The 18,103-nt window shown below is 69.0% G+C and carries 6 protein-coding genes; 4 read left to right on the forward strand and 2 right to left on the reverse strand.

Annotation, left to right across the window (positions count from 1 at the left end; all coding sequences use genetic code 11):
- On the reverse strand, positions 1-1,036 hold a 1,036-nt coding region (locus AC1D0P_RS08845; protein WP_477676394.1), incomplete at its 3' end, for an aromatic ring-hydroxylating dioxygenase subunit alpha.
- 144 nt (positions 1,037-1,180) lie between these two features.
- Between AC1D0P_RS08845 and AC1D0P_RS08850 the strand changes: the two genes are divergently transcribed.
- A complete protein-coding gene (locus tag AC1D0P_RS08850) occupies positions 1,181-2,296 on the forward strand; it encodes a 5-methyltetrahydropteroyltriglutamate--homocysteine S-methyltransferase (protein ID WP_477676395.1) in 1,116 nt (371 codons plus the stop codon).
- A gap of 19 nt (positions 2,297-2,315) precedes the next feature.
- Here AC1D0P_RS08850 and AC1D0P_RS08855 read toward each other — a convergent pair whose 3' ends face one another.
- Positions 2,316-2,573 (reverse strand): DUF2061 domain-containing protein, encoded by a 258-nt coding sequence (locus tag AC1D0P_RS08855; protein ID WP_477676396.1) that lies wholly within the window; start codon positions 2,571-2,573, stop codon positions 2,316-2,318.
- Positions 2,574-2,895: 322 nt separating this feature from the next.
- Here AC1D0P_RS08855 and AC1D0P_RS08860 point away from each other — a divergent pair, with 322 nt between their 5' ends.
- The 3 genes from AC1D0P_RS08860 to AC1D0P_RS08870 all read left to right on the forward strand — a co-directional run.
- The gene (locus AC1D0P_RS08860; protein WP_477676397.1) at positions 2,896-4,623 is read left to right on the forward strand and encodes a ShlB/FhaC/HecB family hemolysin secretion/activation protein; all 1,728 of its coding nucleotides are present in this window, start codon (positions 2,896-2,898) and stop codon (positions 4,621-4,623) included.
- 26 nt (positions 4,624-4,649) lie between these two features.
- Entirely contained in the window at positions 4,650-16,997 is a 12,348-nt protein-coding gene (locus AC1D0P_RS08865) for a YDG domain-containing protein (protein ID WP_477676398.1), read from the forward strand.
- 162 nt (positions 16,998-17,159) lie between these two features.
- Positions 17,160-18,103 (forward strand): SPFH domain-containing protein (locus AC1D0P_RS08870; protein WP_477676399.1); only part of this gene is annotated, 944 nt, incomplete at its 3' end.

The raw sequence follows: 18,103 nt of genomic DNA on the forward strand, positions 1-18,103 counted from the left end.
GGTCTATCAGGCGCCGCGCCCACATGGACCCGGCGTCGATGTTGAGGTTGTAGAACTGGTGGTCGGGGTGTTCATCGATGGCGATTTGCTGGGCTTCCAGCACGAGTTCGTCCTCGCGGAAGATGCCGGCCACGCCTTCGCGCAGCTGGTGCGTCAGGCGCTGTTCGCCCAGGCAGTAATTGCGTGCGAAGGCCCAGAAGTAGTGGCAGCTGCCGTCCGTCTCGGGCGTCACCGTGTTCAGCACAAAACCGTTGACGCCCTTGCTGCGGTCGCCGGGCCGGCCGTCTTTGGGCGGCGCGCCCGACCCGGCCTCGGCCACGCCGACGTCGATGTTCACGGTGCAGGGCGCTTCGAATTTGATGATCTGCCAGCGGTCCACCTTGCCGGTGTAGCCGCGCGCGTGTTCGATCTGCCCGGCCCAGAAGGGCGGCGCGTCTATGTTTTCCATCCAGCGCGTCACGGTGGCCGTGCGGTCGCCATGCGTGGCCACAAAGGGTGCCTCGGCCACGGCGCGCTGGCCTATGCTGGAACCGTGCACAAAGGTCTCGTGGGTCAGGTCCATCAGGTTGTCCACCACGAGGCGGTAGTCGCACTTCACGGTGATCAGCTTGCCGTCGCCGGCCCAGGCCGCATCGTCGTTCCAGTGCATGTCGGGCACCAGCGCCGGGTCCGCCTTGGCCGGGTCGCCGGGCCAGACCCAGATGAAGCGGTGTTTTTCGACCACCGGGAAGGCGCGCACGCAGGCCGAGGGGTTCAGCGTTTCCTGGCTGGGCATATGGGTGCAGCGGCCCTGCGCGTTGTAGACCAGGCCGTGGTAGCCGCAAGTCACTTCATCGCCCTCCAGCGTGCCCATGGACAGCGGCAGCAGCCGGTGCCAGCAGGCGTCCTCCAGCACGGCGACCTGGCCGTCGGTGCGGCGGAACATCACGAGCTTCTGCTTGCACACCGTGCGCGCCAGCAGCTTGCGGCCCAGCTCGACGTCATAGGCGGCGGCATACCAGGCGTTGAGCGGAAAAGTGGGTTTTTTGGCTTCCATGGATACGCAATGTATACATAAACCGTCCAAAAGCCAAGAAAACTAGGGAAATTCAGGGTAAATACGGAGTTTCTGTATTCAATGAGGGTAGTTCCGGCTGGAATACCATGAGGCCCTGTATCTGCAAACTATGGAGACTTTCCCATGAGCGCCAAACTACCCGCCCGCTACGACCACGTCGGCAGCTTTCTGCGTCCCCAGTACCTGCTCGAAGCCCGCGAGCAAAAAGCCAAGGGCCAGATCACGCCTGAACAACTGCGCAAGGTCGAAGACCAGGCCATCACCGAGATCGTGAAGTTCCAGGAAGACGTGGGCCTTAAAAGCATCACCGACGGCGAATTCCGCCGCACTTATTTCCACATCGATTTCCTCGAACAGATCGGCGGCGTGAAGACCGACATCCCGGTCACCATCCAGCGGCCCGACGGCAGCATGGAACTGGCGCCGCCCGTGATGCGTGTGATCGACAAGGTGCGCCACGTCAAGGRCATCCAGCTCGCCGACTTCCAGTACCTCAAGAGCCAGGTCAGCGCCGGCAATACGCCCAAGGTCACCATCCCCTCGCCCACCATGCTGCACTTTCGCGGCGGCCGCGCCGGCATCAGCAAGGAGGCTTATCCCGAGCTCGACCCGGCCTTCTACGACGACGTGGCCAAAGCCTATGGCGACGAGTTGCGCAGCCTGGCCGCGGCCGGCTGCACCTATGTGCAGATGGACGACACCAACCTGGCCTACCTCTGCGACGAAAAAATGCGCGAAGCGGCGCGCCAGCGCGGCGACGACCCCAACGAGCTGCCGCATCGCTACGCCAAATTCATCAACAAGGTGGTGGCGCAAAAGCCCGCCGGCATGACCCTGGCCATGCACCTGTGCCGCGGCAACTTCAAGAGCACCCACGCCGCGGCCGGCAATTACGAGCCGGTGGYCGAGGCGCTGCTCAAGGAAATGGACCTGGACGCCTATTTCCTCGAATACGACGACAGCCGCAGCGGTGACTTCAAACCCCTGCGTTACCTGCCCAAGGGAAAAACCGTGGTGCTGGGGCTGGTCACCACCAAGTTCGGCGAAATGGAAAGCAAGGACGACCTGAAGCGCCGCATCGAAGACGCGGCGAAATACGCGCCACTGGAGCAGCTGGCGCTGTCACCGCAGTGCGGCTTCAGCAGCACCGTGCACGGCAACAACATCGCCGTCGAAGCGCAGCGCAACAAGCTGCGCCTCGTAGTCGAAACGGCGCGCGAGGTGTGGGGCACGGCCTGAGCGGCTCAGCGCATAGCCGCTAGGCGCGGGTGGTGGACAGGACGGCTTGTGCCTGCGCAGGCGCGGCCGGGCGCTGGCCGCCCCAGCGCTGCCAAGCCTTTTCATGGAAGAAAAAGGCAAAAGCCTGCACCGTCGGCTCGAGCAGGCTCAGCGTGATCGCCAGCAGGAAGTTGCCGGTCACCGCATAGGCCACCAGCGCCGCCACCGTCACGTGCACCACGTAATAGCTGGCGGTTTTCTTCAGGGTGGGCAGGTTGGCGCGTACCAGTTTGCTCATCGGCTGTTCCTTCAAAATAGCTAAAAGCGATTGATTCCTATCCAATGGTAGGAATTGCCTAAGCTTCAGGCCAATTGATTTGGCCTAAATGATCCATAGGGCTATGAGCCGTAAATAGCGCGCAAAGCCGATTTCTTACAAATTGCAACATTTGAGGGCAGCCTCTTACGCTTGTAGCGACTGGCATCAAAAAAGTGTGAAAAAACAAACAGATACGAGCTAAACCTGCGCCCCGAACAGGGAAAGCGTTGGACAGAATGAATGCAAAAGGCTACAACCGGATTGCAACACTTTGTTGCATTCTGGCTTGAAAGGTCTGTCCTTGTTCCGTCCTCCTGTTCTGGTGCTCCGGCCTTTGGCCTGGGCTGTACTGGCTGCCGTCGCCGCCGGGAGCGCGCCTGCGTTCGCCCAGGTGCGGCCGGATGCCGGCACCTTGCTGGAGTCGCCAGGCCCGTTGCCCTTGCTGCCGCCCCGCGGCACCCCGCCGGTGGAACTGCGCCAACCCCAGCCGGCGGCACCTGCCGCCGGCACCGCCCGCATCACGCCGGCCGCTTTCAGCTTTACCGGCAACACGGTGTTTTCCGGCGAGCTCCTGGCAGCGCTGCTCGCGTCCCGCCTGCAGCAGCCCACCAACCTCGCCGGCCTGACCGACGCGGCCAACACCATCAGTGCCTACTACCGGCAAAAAGGCTACCTGCTCACGCAGGCCTACCTGCCCGAGCAGGCTTTCCCCGCCGAGGGCGGCACCGTCACCATCGCCGTGCTGGAAGCGCGGGTAGGCCGCGTCACGGTGCGGGTCGACGGCACGGGCATTTCGCAGGCCTTTGCCGAAGCCCTCGTGGCCGGCCAGCTGAAGCCGGGCGACGCCGTCACCGACTACGCGCTCGACAAGCCCGTGCTGCTGCTGCGCGACCTGGCCGGCTACGATGCCGCCGCGACCGTCCAGCCCGGTGCGAACCCGGGCCAGGCCGATGTGCTGGTCACCGTGCAGGCCAAGGGCCCGCGCTTCGACGGGTCCGTGAGCGTCGACAACCACGGCGCGCGCGCCGCCGGCGCCGTRCGCGCCGCACTCAACGCCAATCTCAACAACCTGCTGGGCCGCGGCGACGTGCTCGCCCTGAGCGTGCAGCAAAACGACCAGGCCGGCTCGGCCCTGTACCGCATCGGCTACACCGTGCCGGTGGGCGCGCAGGGCACGCGGCTGGGCCTGAGCCTGGCGCGGCTGGACTACGCGCTGGGCAAGCAGTTCCAGGCGCTGGGCGCTAGCGGCCGGGCGGACATCGCCGGCATCAGCGTTTCCCAGCCTTTGCTGCGCGGGCGTGGCACCAACCTCTACGGCTTCATCAGCGCCGAGCAGAAGAAACTGGTCGATGAGACCCGCACACCGGCGCTCGCCAGCGCACGCGACATCAGCGCGCTCAGACTGGGGCTGGCCGGCAACTTTATCGACGGCGTGGCGGGCGGCAGCGGCCTGAACAGCTACGCCGTGAACCTCACCTTCGGCCGTCTGGCGCTCTCCGCGGCCGACCAGGTGTTTGATGACGGCCTGGGCGGCCTGCGCACCGCGGGCGGCTTCAGCAAGCTGAACCTGGAATTCCAGCGCTCGCAGTTCTTCGACGCACCCTACAGCTTTCACCTCGCGGCGCAGGCCCAGCTTGCATCCAAAAACCTCAGCTCGGCCGAAAAAATGATGCTGGGCGGGCCCAACGGCGTGCGCGGCTACCCGGTGGGCGAAGGCGTGGGCGACGCCGGTTTCCTGCTGAACCTGGAGTCGCGTTACCAGTTCCCGCAGGCACCGTGGGGCGAGCCGCTGACCTTGCTGGCCTTTTACGACTTCGGCCGCGTGCGCTTCAACCAGAACGGCCCCACCCTGCCCAGCAATGCCAACACCTTGAGCCTGGGCTCCTTCGGTGTGGGCGCCACGCTGGGCCGGCCCGGCAAGTTCCTCATCAAAACCTACCTGGCCTGGCGCACCACGCCGGCACAGCCCTCCACCGGTGACCCCGACCGCGCGCCGCGCGCCTGGCTGTCGGCCCAGACCTGGTTCTAGTTACCCGTTACCTCCGAATGCCCACCATGACCACCACCTCCAATTCCCACGCCGCTTACCGTCCCTGGTCAGTGCGCACCGTGGTGGTCCGCCTCTCGCGCAAGCTCTCGGCCACCTACCGCATCCGCACCGGCCGCCGCCTGTCGCAATTGCTCGCGACGCTGCTGGCGGCCGTCTCGCCCTGGGCCACCGCCCTGCCCGAAGGCGCGCAGGTGGTGGCCGGCCAGGCCAGCGTCAGCACGCCCTCGGCCAATGCCATGGTGGTCAACCAGGCCAGCGACAAGGCCGTGCTCAACTGGCAAAGCTTCARCATCGGTACCGGCCAGTCCATGCAGTTCGTGCAGCCCGGCGCCGCCTCCGTCGCGCTGAACCGCGTGATCGGCAACGGCGCTTCGTCCATCTTCGGCTCGCTGAGCGCCAACGGCCAGGTCTTCCTGGTCAACCCTTCGGGCGTGATGTTCGCGCCCGGCGCGCAAGTCAACGTCGGCGGCCTGGTCGCCTCCAGCCTGGACATCAGCAACGGCGACTTCATGGCCGGCCGCTACAACTTCAGCGGCAGCGGCACTGGCGCCGTCAGCAACCACGGCAGCATCMCCGCCGCGCGCGGCGGCTACGTGCTGCTGGCCGCGCCGCAAGTCACCAATACCGGCGCCATCAGCGCCGAAGCCGGCTCCGTCGGCCTGCTCGCGGGCTCGCGTGTGTCGGTCGACGCCTCGGGTGTGGGCCTGGTGAGTTTCTCGGTCGACGCCGCGGCCGCGCAAGCCGCCATCGACAACAGCGGCAGCATCACGGCCACAGGCGGCCAGGTCGCCGTGCTGGCCAGCGCCATGGGCGACGCGATGGCCACCGTCATCAACCAGTCGGGCGTGATACGCGCCAACTCGGCGGTGGAGCGCAACGGCACCATCGTGCTGAGCGGCGGCGCCACGGGCGTGGTCCATGTCTCGGGCACGCTGGACGCCAGCGGCGCGGCGGCCGGCCAGAGCGGCGGCACGGTGCAGGTGCTGGGCGACAAGGTCGCGCTGGACAGCGGCGCGCGGATTGACGCGTCCGGACAAGCCGGTGGCGGCACAGTGCTGGTGGGCGGCAGCTATCAGGGCAAGGGGCCGGAGCAGAATGCCGCGCTGACCCTGGTCGCATCCGACGCATTGATTGATGCCAGCGCCGTGGCTTCGGGCGACGGCGGCAAGGTCGTCGTCTGGTCGGATGGCAGCACCGGTTTCTTCGGCGGCATCAAGGCCACGGGCGGCGCACAAGCCGGCAATGGCGGCATGGTCGAGGTATCCGGCAAGAATACGCTGGCGTTCGACGGCGCTGTTGACATGAGCGCGGCGCACGGCACTGCGGGCACCTTGCTGCTGGATCCCCTGAATATCATTGTCGGCGCGGCAGGCCCGGCTACCTATGCCGATGTCAGTACCTTCGGCGCCCAGCCGGGCACTACGCAAACCGTGTCGGTTGGCACCCTCAATGCCGTCGCCGGCAACATCACGCTGCAGGCCACCAACGACATCACGCTGGGGAGCGCTTTTGTCGCGGGGGCCAACAAGAGCGTCAGCTTCGAGGCCAACAACAACATCAATATCAATGCCGCGCTCGCCACTTCGGGTAGCGGCGCTGTCAACCTGAAGGCCGACGCGGATGCGTCCGGCTTCGGCACGCTGGCGCTGGGCGCCTCCGTGACATCCCAGTCCGGCGGTATCGCCCTTTCCGGCGCGAGCATTACCAGCATCGCGACCGGCGCCATCATCACCACCGGCGCCGGCAATGCCAACGCCGGCAACGTCACCCTCAACGCCAGCGGCATCATCAACCTGGCCGGCGGCATCACCGCCAACGGCGGCGCGGCCACGGCCGGCAACCCGGGCCGCAGCGGCGGCGCCGTCAGCATTACGGGCGCGGGTGTCACGGTCGCCGCCATCACGGCCAGCGGCACTCCCGGATCCGGAGCCACGCAACCTGGCGGCGCCGGCGGCAACATCAGCATCACCTCCACCAACGGCATTGCCGCCACCGGCACCCTCGCGGCGAGCGGCGGCATTGCCGGCACAGGCGTCGCGGTGGGCGGCAACGCGGGCAGCATTACCCTGGCCAACAGCGGCGCCGGCAATATTGCGGTAGCCGGCCTGACGGCGAGCACCGGCAATGCGACGACCACGGGCGCCGGCGGCACGGCCGGCAGTGTTTCAGTGACCAACAGCGCGGCCGGCGCCAGCCTGGGCACCGGCAACATCACCACCACGGGCGGCGCCAACGGCGACGGCGGCGCCATCACGCTCAACTCCGCCGGTGCGCTCAGCGCGGGCATCGTCACCAGCAGCGGCGGAGGGACCTTGGCCAACACCTCGGGCCGCAATGCCGGCGCGATCAACATCACGGCGGCCGGCGCCATCACCGCGCTGGGCGCCGTGACGGCCAGCGGCACGGGCGCCAACACCACCGGCAACGGCGGCAACGCGGGAGCGGTTTCCATCAGCGCCGCGGGCGGCATCGCAGGCGCGACCATCGCCGCCGGCGGCGGGGGCGGCGCGGGCGCCAATGGGTCGGGCGGCAACGCGGGCGTCATCACGGTCACCAACAGCGGAAGCGGCAACATCGTGACGGCGGTGCTGGCAGCGCAAACCGGCGCGGCCACAGGCACCGGCGCCGCCGGCACGGCCGGCAGCATCGCCATCACCAACAACGCGGCCGCCGGCAACCTCAACACCGGTGCCATCAACACCGCGGGCGGCGCGGGCGGTAGCGGCGGCGCTGTCACGCTAGCCTCGCAGGCCGGCGTCACCGTGGCCGGTTTGCTGAACACCAGCGGCACCGTGCTGGCCGCCGGCACACGCGCCGGCAGCAACGCCGGCAACATCACGATCACCGGCGTAGACCGCTCCGTCACTGGCGTCATTACCGCCATCGGCAGCACGGCCAACGGCACCAACCAGGCCGGCGGCAATGCTGGTGTGGTCAGCATCACCGGCAGCGGCACGCTGGGCACCGTGGCCATCGCGGCGTCAACGGGCGCGGCCACCGGCACAGGTGCGGGCGGCACGGCCGGCAGCCTCACGCTGAACGGCACGGCGGTCACGGTCGGCGCGCTGACCACCATGGGCGGCGCCGACGGCGACGGCGGCAACATCAGCGCCACCTCGACGGCCGGCGTGCTAACGACGGGCGCCATCATTTCCAGCGGCGGCGCGGCCAATGCCGGCACCACGGGGCGCAATGCGGGCTCCGTCACGCTACAGGCTGCGGGCGGCCTGCTCACCGCCAGCACCATCACCGCCAGCGGCACCAACGGCACGCTCACAGGCGACCAGGCCGGCGGCAACGGCGCGGCGATTTCCATCACCGGCAACAGCGGCATCACGGTCAACACCCTCGCGGCCAGCGGTGGCGCGGGCGTGGGCACCAACGCGGCGGGTGGAAATGCCGGCAGCATCACGATCAGCAACAGCGGCAGCGGCGACATCGTCGCCGGAAATCTGGGGGCGCAAACCGGCAACGCGGTGGGCACCGGTGCCGGGGGTACGGCCGGCAGCATCACCGTCACCAACAACGCGGCTGCCGGCAACCTCAGCACCGCCGCCATCAACGCCTTGGGCGGCGCGGGCGGCAACGGTGGCGCGGTGACCCTGGCCTCGCAGGCCGGTGTCACCGTGACCAACTGGCTGAACGCCAACGGTGCGGCGCTGGCCGCCGGCACGCGCGCCGGCAGCAACGCCGGCAACGTCACCATCACGGGCGTGAACCGCTCCGTCACAGGCTTGATCAGCGCCATCGGCAGCGCGGCCAACGGCGCCAACCAGGCGGGCGGCAATGCCGGTGTGATCAGCATCACCGGCACCGGCACGCTGGACACGGCTGCGGGCATCGCGGCCTCGACCGGCGCTGCAACCGGCACGGGTGCCGGCGGCACGGCCGGCAGCATCACGCTGAACGGCAGCACCGTCACCACCGGCGCACTCACCACCACGGGCGGCGCCAACGCTGACGGCGGCGCCATCAGCGCCACCTCGACGGCCGGCGTGCTGACGACGACGGGCGCGATCATCTCCAGCGGCGGCACGGCCAATGCCGGCACCAGCGGGCGCAATGCGGGCGCCGTCACGCTGCAAGCCACGGGCGGTCTGCTCACAGCCACCACCGTCACCGCCAACGGCACCAACGGCACGCTCACAGGCGACCAGGCCGGCGGCAACGGCGCGGCGATTTCCGTCACCGGCAACAGCGGCATCACGGTCACCAACCTCACGGCCAACGGCGGCGCGGGCGTGGGCAGCAACGCGGCCGGCGGCAATGCCGGCAGCATCACCCTCAACAACAGCGCAAGCGGCAACATCGGCACCGGCACCTTGACCGCGCAAACCGGCAACGCGCTGGGCACAGGCGCGGGCGGCACGGCCGGCAGCGTCAGCGTCACCAACACGGCCGCCGCGGGAACGCTCTCCACCGCGGCCATCACCACGACGGGCGGCACCAAGGGCAACGGCGGCAATGTCAGCCTGTCGGCGCTGGGCCAGGTCGCCACCGCCAACAACAGCATCACCACCAGCGGCGGCGCCACCGTCAATGGCCTGGCCGGCCGCAATGCCGGCACGGTCACCATCAGCGGCGGCGGCCTCAACATGGGCACAGGCAGCATCACGGCCGGCGGCGGCGCGGCGGTGGCCACCTCTAACCAGAAGGGCGGCAGCGGCGCGGCCGTCAGCATCACGTCCACCGGAGCGGTCACCACGGCGGCCATCATCGCCAGCGGCGGTGCGGGTGGCACGACCAACGGCGATGGCGGCGACGCCGGCAGCATCAGCGTGCAGAACAACTCCACGACGGCCGGCGCGATTGCGCTGGGCGCGCTCACGGCACGCACCGGCGCGGCGGTGGGCACGGGTGCGGGCGGCGCGGCCGGCAGCATCAGCGTGAGCAACAGCGCGGCCGGCGCCAACCTCAGTACCGGCGCCATAGACAGCAGCGGCGCAGCCGGCGGCAACGGCGGCGCGGTGACGCTGGCCTCGCAGGCCGGGGTGACGGTCGCCGGCACGCTGAACACCAGCGGCACGGTGCTGGCCGGCGGAACCGGTGCCGGCCGCAATGCGGGCAATGTCACGATCACGGGCGTCAACCGTTCCGTCACCGGCCTCGTCAGCGCCAGTGGCAGCGCGGGCCTGGGCACCAACCAGGCCGGCGGCAATGCCGGTGTGGTCAGCATCACGGGCAACGGCACGCTGGATGCGGCTACGGGCATCCTGGCTTCGACCGGCGCTGCAACCGGCACGGGTGCCGGCGGCACGGCCGGCAGCATCACGCTGAACGGCAGCACCGTCACCACCGGCGCACTCACCACCACGGGCGGCGCCAACGGCGATGGCGGTGCCATCAGTGCAACGTCAACGGCCGGCGTCCTGACGGCGGGTGTCATCGCCGCCAGCGGTGGCGCAGCCAATGCAGGCACGACCGGCCGCAACGCGGGCACGGTGACCTTGCAGGCGACGGGTGGCCTGCTTACCGCCAGCAACATCTTCGCCAGCGGCACCGGCGGCTCGCCCACAGGCGACCAGGCCGGCGGCAACGGCGCGGCGATTTCCATCACCGGCAACAGCGGCATCACGGTTAGCAATCTCGCGGCCAGCGGCGGCGTGGGCGTGGGCACCAACGCGGCCGGCGGCAATGCCGGCAGCATCACCCTCAACAACAGCGGCAGCGGCAACATCGCCACCGGCACCCTGACCGCGCAAACCGGCATTGCGCTGGGCACGGGCGCGGGCGGCACTGCCGGCAGCGTCAGCGTCACCAACACGGCCGCCGCGGGAACGCTGTCGACCGCCGCCATCACCACGACGGGCGGCACCAAGGGTAACGGCGGCAATGTCAGCCTGTCCGCCCTGGGCCAGGTGTCCGTGTTGAACAACAACATCACCACCAGCGGCGGCGCCACCGTCAATGGCCTGGCCGGCCGTAACGCCGGCACGGTCACCATCAGCGGCGGCGGCCTCAACATGGGCACCGGCACCATCACGGCCAATGGCGGCGCGGCGGCTGCTGCGTCGAACCAGAAGGGTGGCAGTGGCGCGGCCATCAGCATCACGTCCACCGGGGCAGTTACCACGGCGGCCATCACTGCCAGCGGCGGTGCGGGTGTGGGCACCAACGCGGACGGTGGCGATGCCGGCAGCATCACGGTGACCAACAGTACCAGCGGCAATATCAACACTGGAGCCTTGACCGCGCAAACCGGCGCGGCGGTGGGCACAGGTGCGGGCGGCGCGGCGGGCAGCATCAGCCTCACCAACAACGCAGCCGGCGCCAACCTCAGCACCGGGGCCATCAGCACGGTGGGTGCCGCTGGCGGCAACGGCGGCGCGGTCACGCTGGCCTCACAGGCCGGGGTGACGGTTGCCGGCACGCTGAACACCAGCGGCACGGTGCTGTCCGGCGGAACCGGCGCCGGCCGCAATGCGGGCAATGTCACGATCACGGGCGTGAACCGCTCCGTCACCGGCCTCGTCACCGCCAGCGGCAGCGCGGGCCTGGGCACCAACCAGGCCGGCGGCAATGCTGGCCTGGTCAGCATCACCGGCAGCGGCACGCTGGCCGCCGCCGGGGGCATCACGGCCTCGACCGGCGGTGCGACCGGCACAGGCGCCGGCGGCACGGCCGGCAGCATCACACTGAACGGCACGGCTGTGACCACAGGCGCGCTGACCACCACCGGCAGTGCCAACGCTGACGGCGGTGCCATCAGCGCCACCTCCACGGCCGGCGTGCTGACGATGGGCGCCATCATCTCCAGCGGCGGCACGGCCAATGCCGGCACCAGCGGACGCAATGCAGGCGCCGTCACGCTGCAGGCCGCAGGCGGCCTGCTCACCGCCAGCACCATCACCGCCAGCGGCACCAACGGCACGCTCACAGGCGACCAGGCTGGCGGCAACGGCGCGGCGATTTCTATCACCGGCGACAGCGGCATCACGGTTAGCAATCTCGCGGCCAGCGGCGGCGCGGGCGTGGGCACCAATGCCGCCGGCGGTAGTGCCGGGAGCATCGCGGTCAACAACAGCGGCAGCGGAAACATCAGCACCGGCACCTTGACCGCGCAAACCGGCAATGCCTTGGGCACAGGCGCGGGCGGCACGGCCGGCAGCATCAACGTGAGCAATGCCGCAGGCAACCTCACGGCAGGCACCATTACCACGCTGGGCGGCACTTCAGGCCATGGCGGCAATGTCAATATCTCGGCCGCCGGCGGTACTGTCGCCGTGGGCGCCATCAACACCACCGGCGGCGCGGCCATCGGCACGGCCAACGGCCGCAATGCCGGCACTGTGGACGTCTCGGGGGCCGGTGTCACCACGGCCGCCATCTCGGCCAACGGCAGCAACGGCAGCGGTACCGGCGTGGGCGGCAACGGCGCCGCGATCAACGTGAATTCCACGGCGGCCATCAGCAGCACCGGCACGCTCAGCGCGATCGGCGGCAACGGCGTGGGCATCGGCCAGGCCGGCGGGCAGGGCGCGGCGGTATCGGTCGTTTCGACGGGCGGCAATGTGTCGGTCGCGGCGATCACGACAAGCGGCGGCAATGCCGGCGCTTTGGGTGCGGCGGCGGGCGGCAATGCCGGCGGCATCACCCTCGATGCGGCGGGCGCCACGCCCACCATCACGCTGGCCGGCGGCCTCACGGCGCTGGGCGGCAACCAGGTCGGTGCCGCGGTCTCGGGCGCAGGCGGCGCGATCCGCATCAAGGACGATGCCCTGCTCAATGCGGCCAGCATCACGCTGGATTCGCGCGGCGGCAATGCCGGCGTCGGCGTCGGCGCCAACATCCAGTTCGACGGCGCGGTCAACAGCCTGGCTTCGGGCCGCGCGCTGGTGCTGCAGGCGGGCAAGGGCGATGTTGCCATTACCGGCACCACGGGCGCCAGCCTGGCCCTGTCGGCCCTGACGGTGACCGCCAACGACATCGCCGTGGGTGCCATAGGCGGCGCCTCGGCCGGCGTCAGCGGCGCCACCTCGCTGACGGCCACCACCAACGGCGCCGACACCGGCGACATCAGCCTGAACGGCGCGCTCAACGTCAATGCGCTGACGCTCACGGCCGGCAGCGCTCTCACGCAGACCAGCGCCATCAAGGCCACCACCGCCACCCTGGCGGTGGGTGCCGGCAACAACATCGCGCTGAACAACGCGGGCAACGATTTCAGCGGCGCGGTGTCGGTGGTCTCGGGGCTCAACGTCAGCCTCGCGGACGCCAACGCGCTGGCGCTGGGCACCTCCACGGTCTCCGGCACGCTGACGGTGAACACGGCCGGCGCCATCACACAAACCGGCGCCCTCACCGTGACCGGCGCGACCACGCTGGCTGCCGGTGCGACCAACGACATCACGCTGGCTAACGCCGGCAACAATTTCTCCAGCGTGGCCGTCACCAGCGGCAACAACGTTTCGCTGCGCGACAGCAACGCCATCGCTCTGGGCGCTTCCACGGCCGCCACCAGCCTGACGGTCGTGGCCGGCGGCGCCATCACCCAGACGGGTGCCATCACCGCGCCCACGCTGGTCGCCAAGACGCTGGTCAACGCCGGCGCCGCGATCACGCTGAACAACGCCGGCAACGAAGCCGCCAGCGTGGACCTGCGCGCGCGCGATGCCGCCGATGCGGTCAATGCCGCCGGCGCAATTTCCTACCGTGATGCCACCGGCTTCAATGTGGCCGCGGTCAACACCACGGGCACGCTGGCGCTGCAATCCAACGGCAACATCACGCAGTCGGGCGCCGTCACGGCCGCCTCGCTGGCGGTGGCCGGCACCGGCGCCGGTTCGCTGAATTTCGGCACCCAGGCCAACGCCATCGCCGCCCTCAACAGCATCACGGCGGCCGGCGGCTTCGCGCTGAACAACGGCAACAACGGCGTGACGCTGACGGGCAACCTCGGCACCACCAACAGCGCGGTCTCCATAGACACCGGCACCGGCAGCTACACGCAGAACAACTTCGACGTGACCGCCGGAACCGGGCCCATCACGATCACGGCCGACACGGTCGCCATCGCCGCGAACACCGGCAACAACGCGCTGGCCACCAGCGGCGTGCTCACACTCAAGGCCAAGACCGCGAGCCGCACCATGTCGCTGGCGGGCGCCGCCGGCTTTGACCTCACGGCCGCGGAAATCACCGCTTTTGCGACAGGCGCCACCGGTCCCATCGTGATCGGCGATACGGCCAGCACCGGCGTGATGACGATAGGCGGGCCGGTCGCCCTGGCCGGCAAGACGCTGACGCTCAATGCCGGCTCCATCACCGATGTGGGCGTGCAGACCATCACCGCGCAGAACGTTTCGCTCAACGCCAACGGCCAGATCGGCACGGACGCCAGCAACGGCATCGACATCGCAGCCACCAACCTCAGCGTCAACACCACGGGCAATGCCAACGCCTTTGTGCGCAGCGCGGGCGCCGTCAACCTCGGCGTGGGCGCTACGGCCTCCAACGTGGGCAGCGGCACGCTGGACCTGGCGGCGCTGGGCGCGGTCACCCAGACGGCGGGCACGGGCAACATCACGGCCGGGACGCTGAAGGTCAAAACGCTGGTCAATGCCGGTGCCGCCATCACGCTGAACAACAGCGGCAATGCCGGCACGGCCATCAACCTGCAGTCGCGCAATGCCGCGGACACGGCCAACGCGGCCGGCGCCGTCCAGTACGCCAGCGCGGGCGGATTCGACGTGGCGGCGATTGCCACCACCGCCAACGCCACCTTGTCCGCCGGCGGCGCCGTCAGCCAGTCCGGCGCTATCGCGGCCTCGGGGCTTGCGCTGACGGGCACAGGCGCCTATACGCTTACCAACGCGGGCAACGCCGTCACCACGCTGGCCGCCAGTACCGGCAGCGTGGACTACAAACAGGCCGGCGCGCTGGCCGTGGGAACCGTCGGCGCCACCGCCGGCGTGACGGCGAGCGGCACGGTCAAGATTGAAACCACCGGTGCGGCCTCCAACCTCACGCTGAACAGCGCCGTGAGTTCCTCGGCCACCGGCGATGCCGTGGTCTTGAAGGCCGGCAGCGCCAATGCCGCCGGCGTCAGCACCGGCGGCCAGCTCATCAACAACGTGGGTGCGGGCGGCATCGTGGCCGCATCCGGGCGTTACCTGGTGTACAGCGGCGACCCCGGCGCCACGCTCGAAGGCGTCGCCGGTTACAGCAAGCGCTACAACAGCGATGCCAGCTATGTGCCGGCCGGCAGCGCGAACACTTTCCTCTACCGCATCGCACCGACCTTGACCGTCACCGCCGACAACAAGAGCAAGGTCTACGGCGACACTAACCCGCTGCTCACCGGCGTGGTGGGCGGCCTGATTGACGGCGACACCGTCGCCGGCCAGGGCGTGAACTACACGACCACGGCCGTCGACCGGACCGCCGTGGCGGCCGGCCCGGTGGCCATCACCGCGGGCGTGGGGGCCAACAGCGAAAACTACACCCTGGCCCTGACCAATGGCGCGCTCACCATCACGCCGCGCGCGCTGACGGTCAGCGCCACCGGCCAGAATCGCGTGTACGACGGCGGCACCACCGCGACCGTCACGCTCGCTGACAACCGCCTCAGCGGCGACGTGCTGACCGCGAGCAATACGGCAGCCAGCTTCCTCGACAAGAACGTCGGCACCGGCAAGACGGTGAACGTCAGCGGCATCGGCATCACCGGCACCGACGCCGGCAACTACAGCGCCAACACCACCGCCGCGACCACGGCCGACATCACGCAGCGCGCGCTCACGGTCAGCGCCACCGGAGTCAACAAGGTCTACGACGGCAATATGACGGCCGGCGTGACCCTGGCCGACAACCGCGTCGCCGGCGATGTGCTGACGGCCAGCAACACGGCGGCCAGCTTTGGCGACAAGAACGTGGGCACCGGCAAGGCCGTCAGCGTGAGCGGCATCGCCCTCACCGGCACCGACGCCGGCAATTACAGCGTCAACACCACCGCCGCGACCACGGCCGACATCACGCAGCGCGCCCTCACCGTCAGCGCCACCGGCCAGAACCGGGTTTACGACGGCGGCACCGTTGCCACTGTCACTTTGTCCGACAACCGCGTCGCGGGTGATGTGCTCAGCGCCAGCAATACCGCTGCCAGCTTTGGCGACAAGAACGTGGGCACCGGCAAGGCCGTCAGCGTCAGCGGCATCGGCCTCACTGGCACCGACGCCGGCAACTACAGCGTCAACACCACCGCCGCGACCACGGCCAATATCACCCAGCGCGCCCTCACGGTCAGCGCCACGGGAAGCAACAAGGTCTACGACGGCAACACCACCGCTGGCGTGACCCTCGCGGACAACCGCGTCGCGGGCGATACGCTTACCGCCAGCAACACGGCCGCGAACTTCGCCGATAAGAACGTCGGCATCGGCAAGGCCGTCAGCGTGGGCGGCATCGCCATTACCGGCACCGACGCCGGCAACTACAGCGTCAACACCACCGCGGCCGCCACGGCCAACATCACGCAGCGCGCCCTCACGGTCAATGCCACGGGAAACAACAAGGTCTACGACGGCGGCACCGCCGCCGGCGTGACCCTGACGGACAACCGCGTCGCGGGCGACGTGCTCAGCGCCAGCAATACCGCTGCCAGCTTCGCCGACAAGAACGTCGGCACCGGCAAGGCTGTGAGCGTGGCCGGCATCGGCATCAGCGGCACAGATGCCGGCAACTACAGCGTCAACACCACGGCGGCGACCACCGCCGACATCACGCAGCGCGCCCTCACGGTCGGCGCCGCGGCACAAAACAAGGTGTACGACGGCGGCACGGCCGCAACGGTGACGCTCAACGACAACCGTGTTGCCGGCGACGTGCTCGCCGCCAGCAACACGTCGGCGGCCTTCACCGACAAGAACGCCGGCATCGGCAAGACGGTGAACGTCGGCGGCATCGCCATCACGGGTACCGACGCCGGTAATTACAGCGTCAACACCACGACCACCACCACGGCGACCATCACGCCGGCCTCCATCGCCAATGTCAGCGGCATCACCGCCGCCGACAAGGTGCAGGACGGCACCACGGCCGCCACGCTGGCGACCGGCGCCGCGGCCTTTACCGGCCGCATAGGCGCGGACGTGCTGACGGTGGGATCACGCCGGCGCCGGCCAATATGGCCGAGCGGACCGGGGATTTGCGTGTCGTCAACGGCACCGCGCTGCCGGTGCTGGAAGCCGACGACCGGCGTGAACAGGCCTTCCGCCGCGCGGCCGGCATACGGAGCACGCAGGAACTGGCCGAGACGACGGAAGCACCACCCTTCCGCCTGGCGGGCTTTCCCGACACGCCCAATGCCGCCAATCCGGCGCAGGGCGACTGCACCGTCGGGGCCGGTACCGTGAATTGCCTGGCCGGCGTGCCGCAGGCGGGCTCGGGGCAGTAAGCGGCGCCATCCGGCGTTGACCTGGCCCGTCTGCGCTTGCGGACGGGATTCACCGCCTGATGTCGTTTTCGCCGGGTATCATGTGGCCGACAACTCACTTCATAGCAAAGGGGAGCGCGCCATGGCACTAATGGACTTCATCAAGAAACAGTTCATCGACATCATCCAGTGGACCGAGGACGGCGACGGCACCTTGGCCTGGCGTTTCCCGATGGCCGACATGGAGATCCAGTACGGTGCCTCGCTCACCGTGCGCGAGTCGCAGATGGCGGTGTTCGTCAACGAGGGCAAGGTCGCCGACGTCTTCGGCCCCGGCATGTACAAGCTGACCACGCAGACCATCCCGGTCCTGACCTACCTCAAGAACTGGGACAAGCTATTCGAATCGCCCTTCAAGAGCGACGTTTACTTCTTCAGCACGCGCCAGCAGATCGACCAGAAGTGGGGCACGCCCCAGCCCATCACAATCCGCGACAAAGACTTCGGCGCCGTCCGCCTGCGCGCCTTCGGCAACTACAACTTCCGCATCGCCGACCCCAAGCTTTTCCACACCGAGATCTCGGGCACGCGCGAGCGCTACAGCACGGCCGACCTCGACGGCCAGCTGCGCGGCCTGGTGCTGCAGAATATTTCCAACGCCATCGCCTCCAGTGAAATCGCCTTCCTGGACCTGGCCGCCAACCAGCTGGCCTTCGCGCAGGCGCTGGTCACGCAACTCACACCCGAGTTCGCCAAGATCGGATTGAAGCTCGAGGGCATGACGGTGCAGAACGTCTCGCTGCCCGAAGAGCTGCAAAAAATCCTGGACCAGAAAATCGGCATGGGCATGGTCGGCAACGACATGGGCAAGTTCATGCAGTACCAGACGGCGCAGGCGATCCCGAAGTTCGCCGAGGGCGCAGGCGGTGGTGGCGGCATTGCCGGCGACGCCATGGGCCTGGGCGCCGGCGTGGCGCTGGGCCAGGTGCTGGCGCAAAACCTGCAGCAAGGCCTGCAGGGCAATCCTGCGCAGGCCGCCGCGGCGGCTGCCGCCGCCGTCAAGCCCGACGACGTGATGGCCACGCT

This window comes from Polaromonas sp. P1_G2 (genome assembly GCF_056405515.1).

What these genes read in the sequence shown, in the direction of transcription:
- AC1D0P_RS08855 (WP_477676396.1), bottom strand. Translation starts at nt 2,573, where the DNA reads ATGAGCAAACTGGTACGCGCCAACCTGCCCACCCTGAAGAAAACCGCC.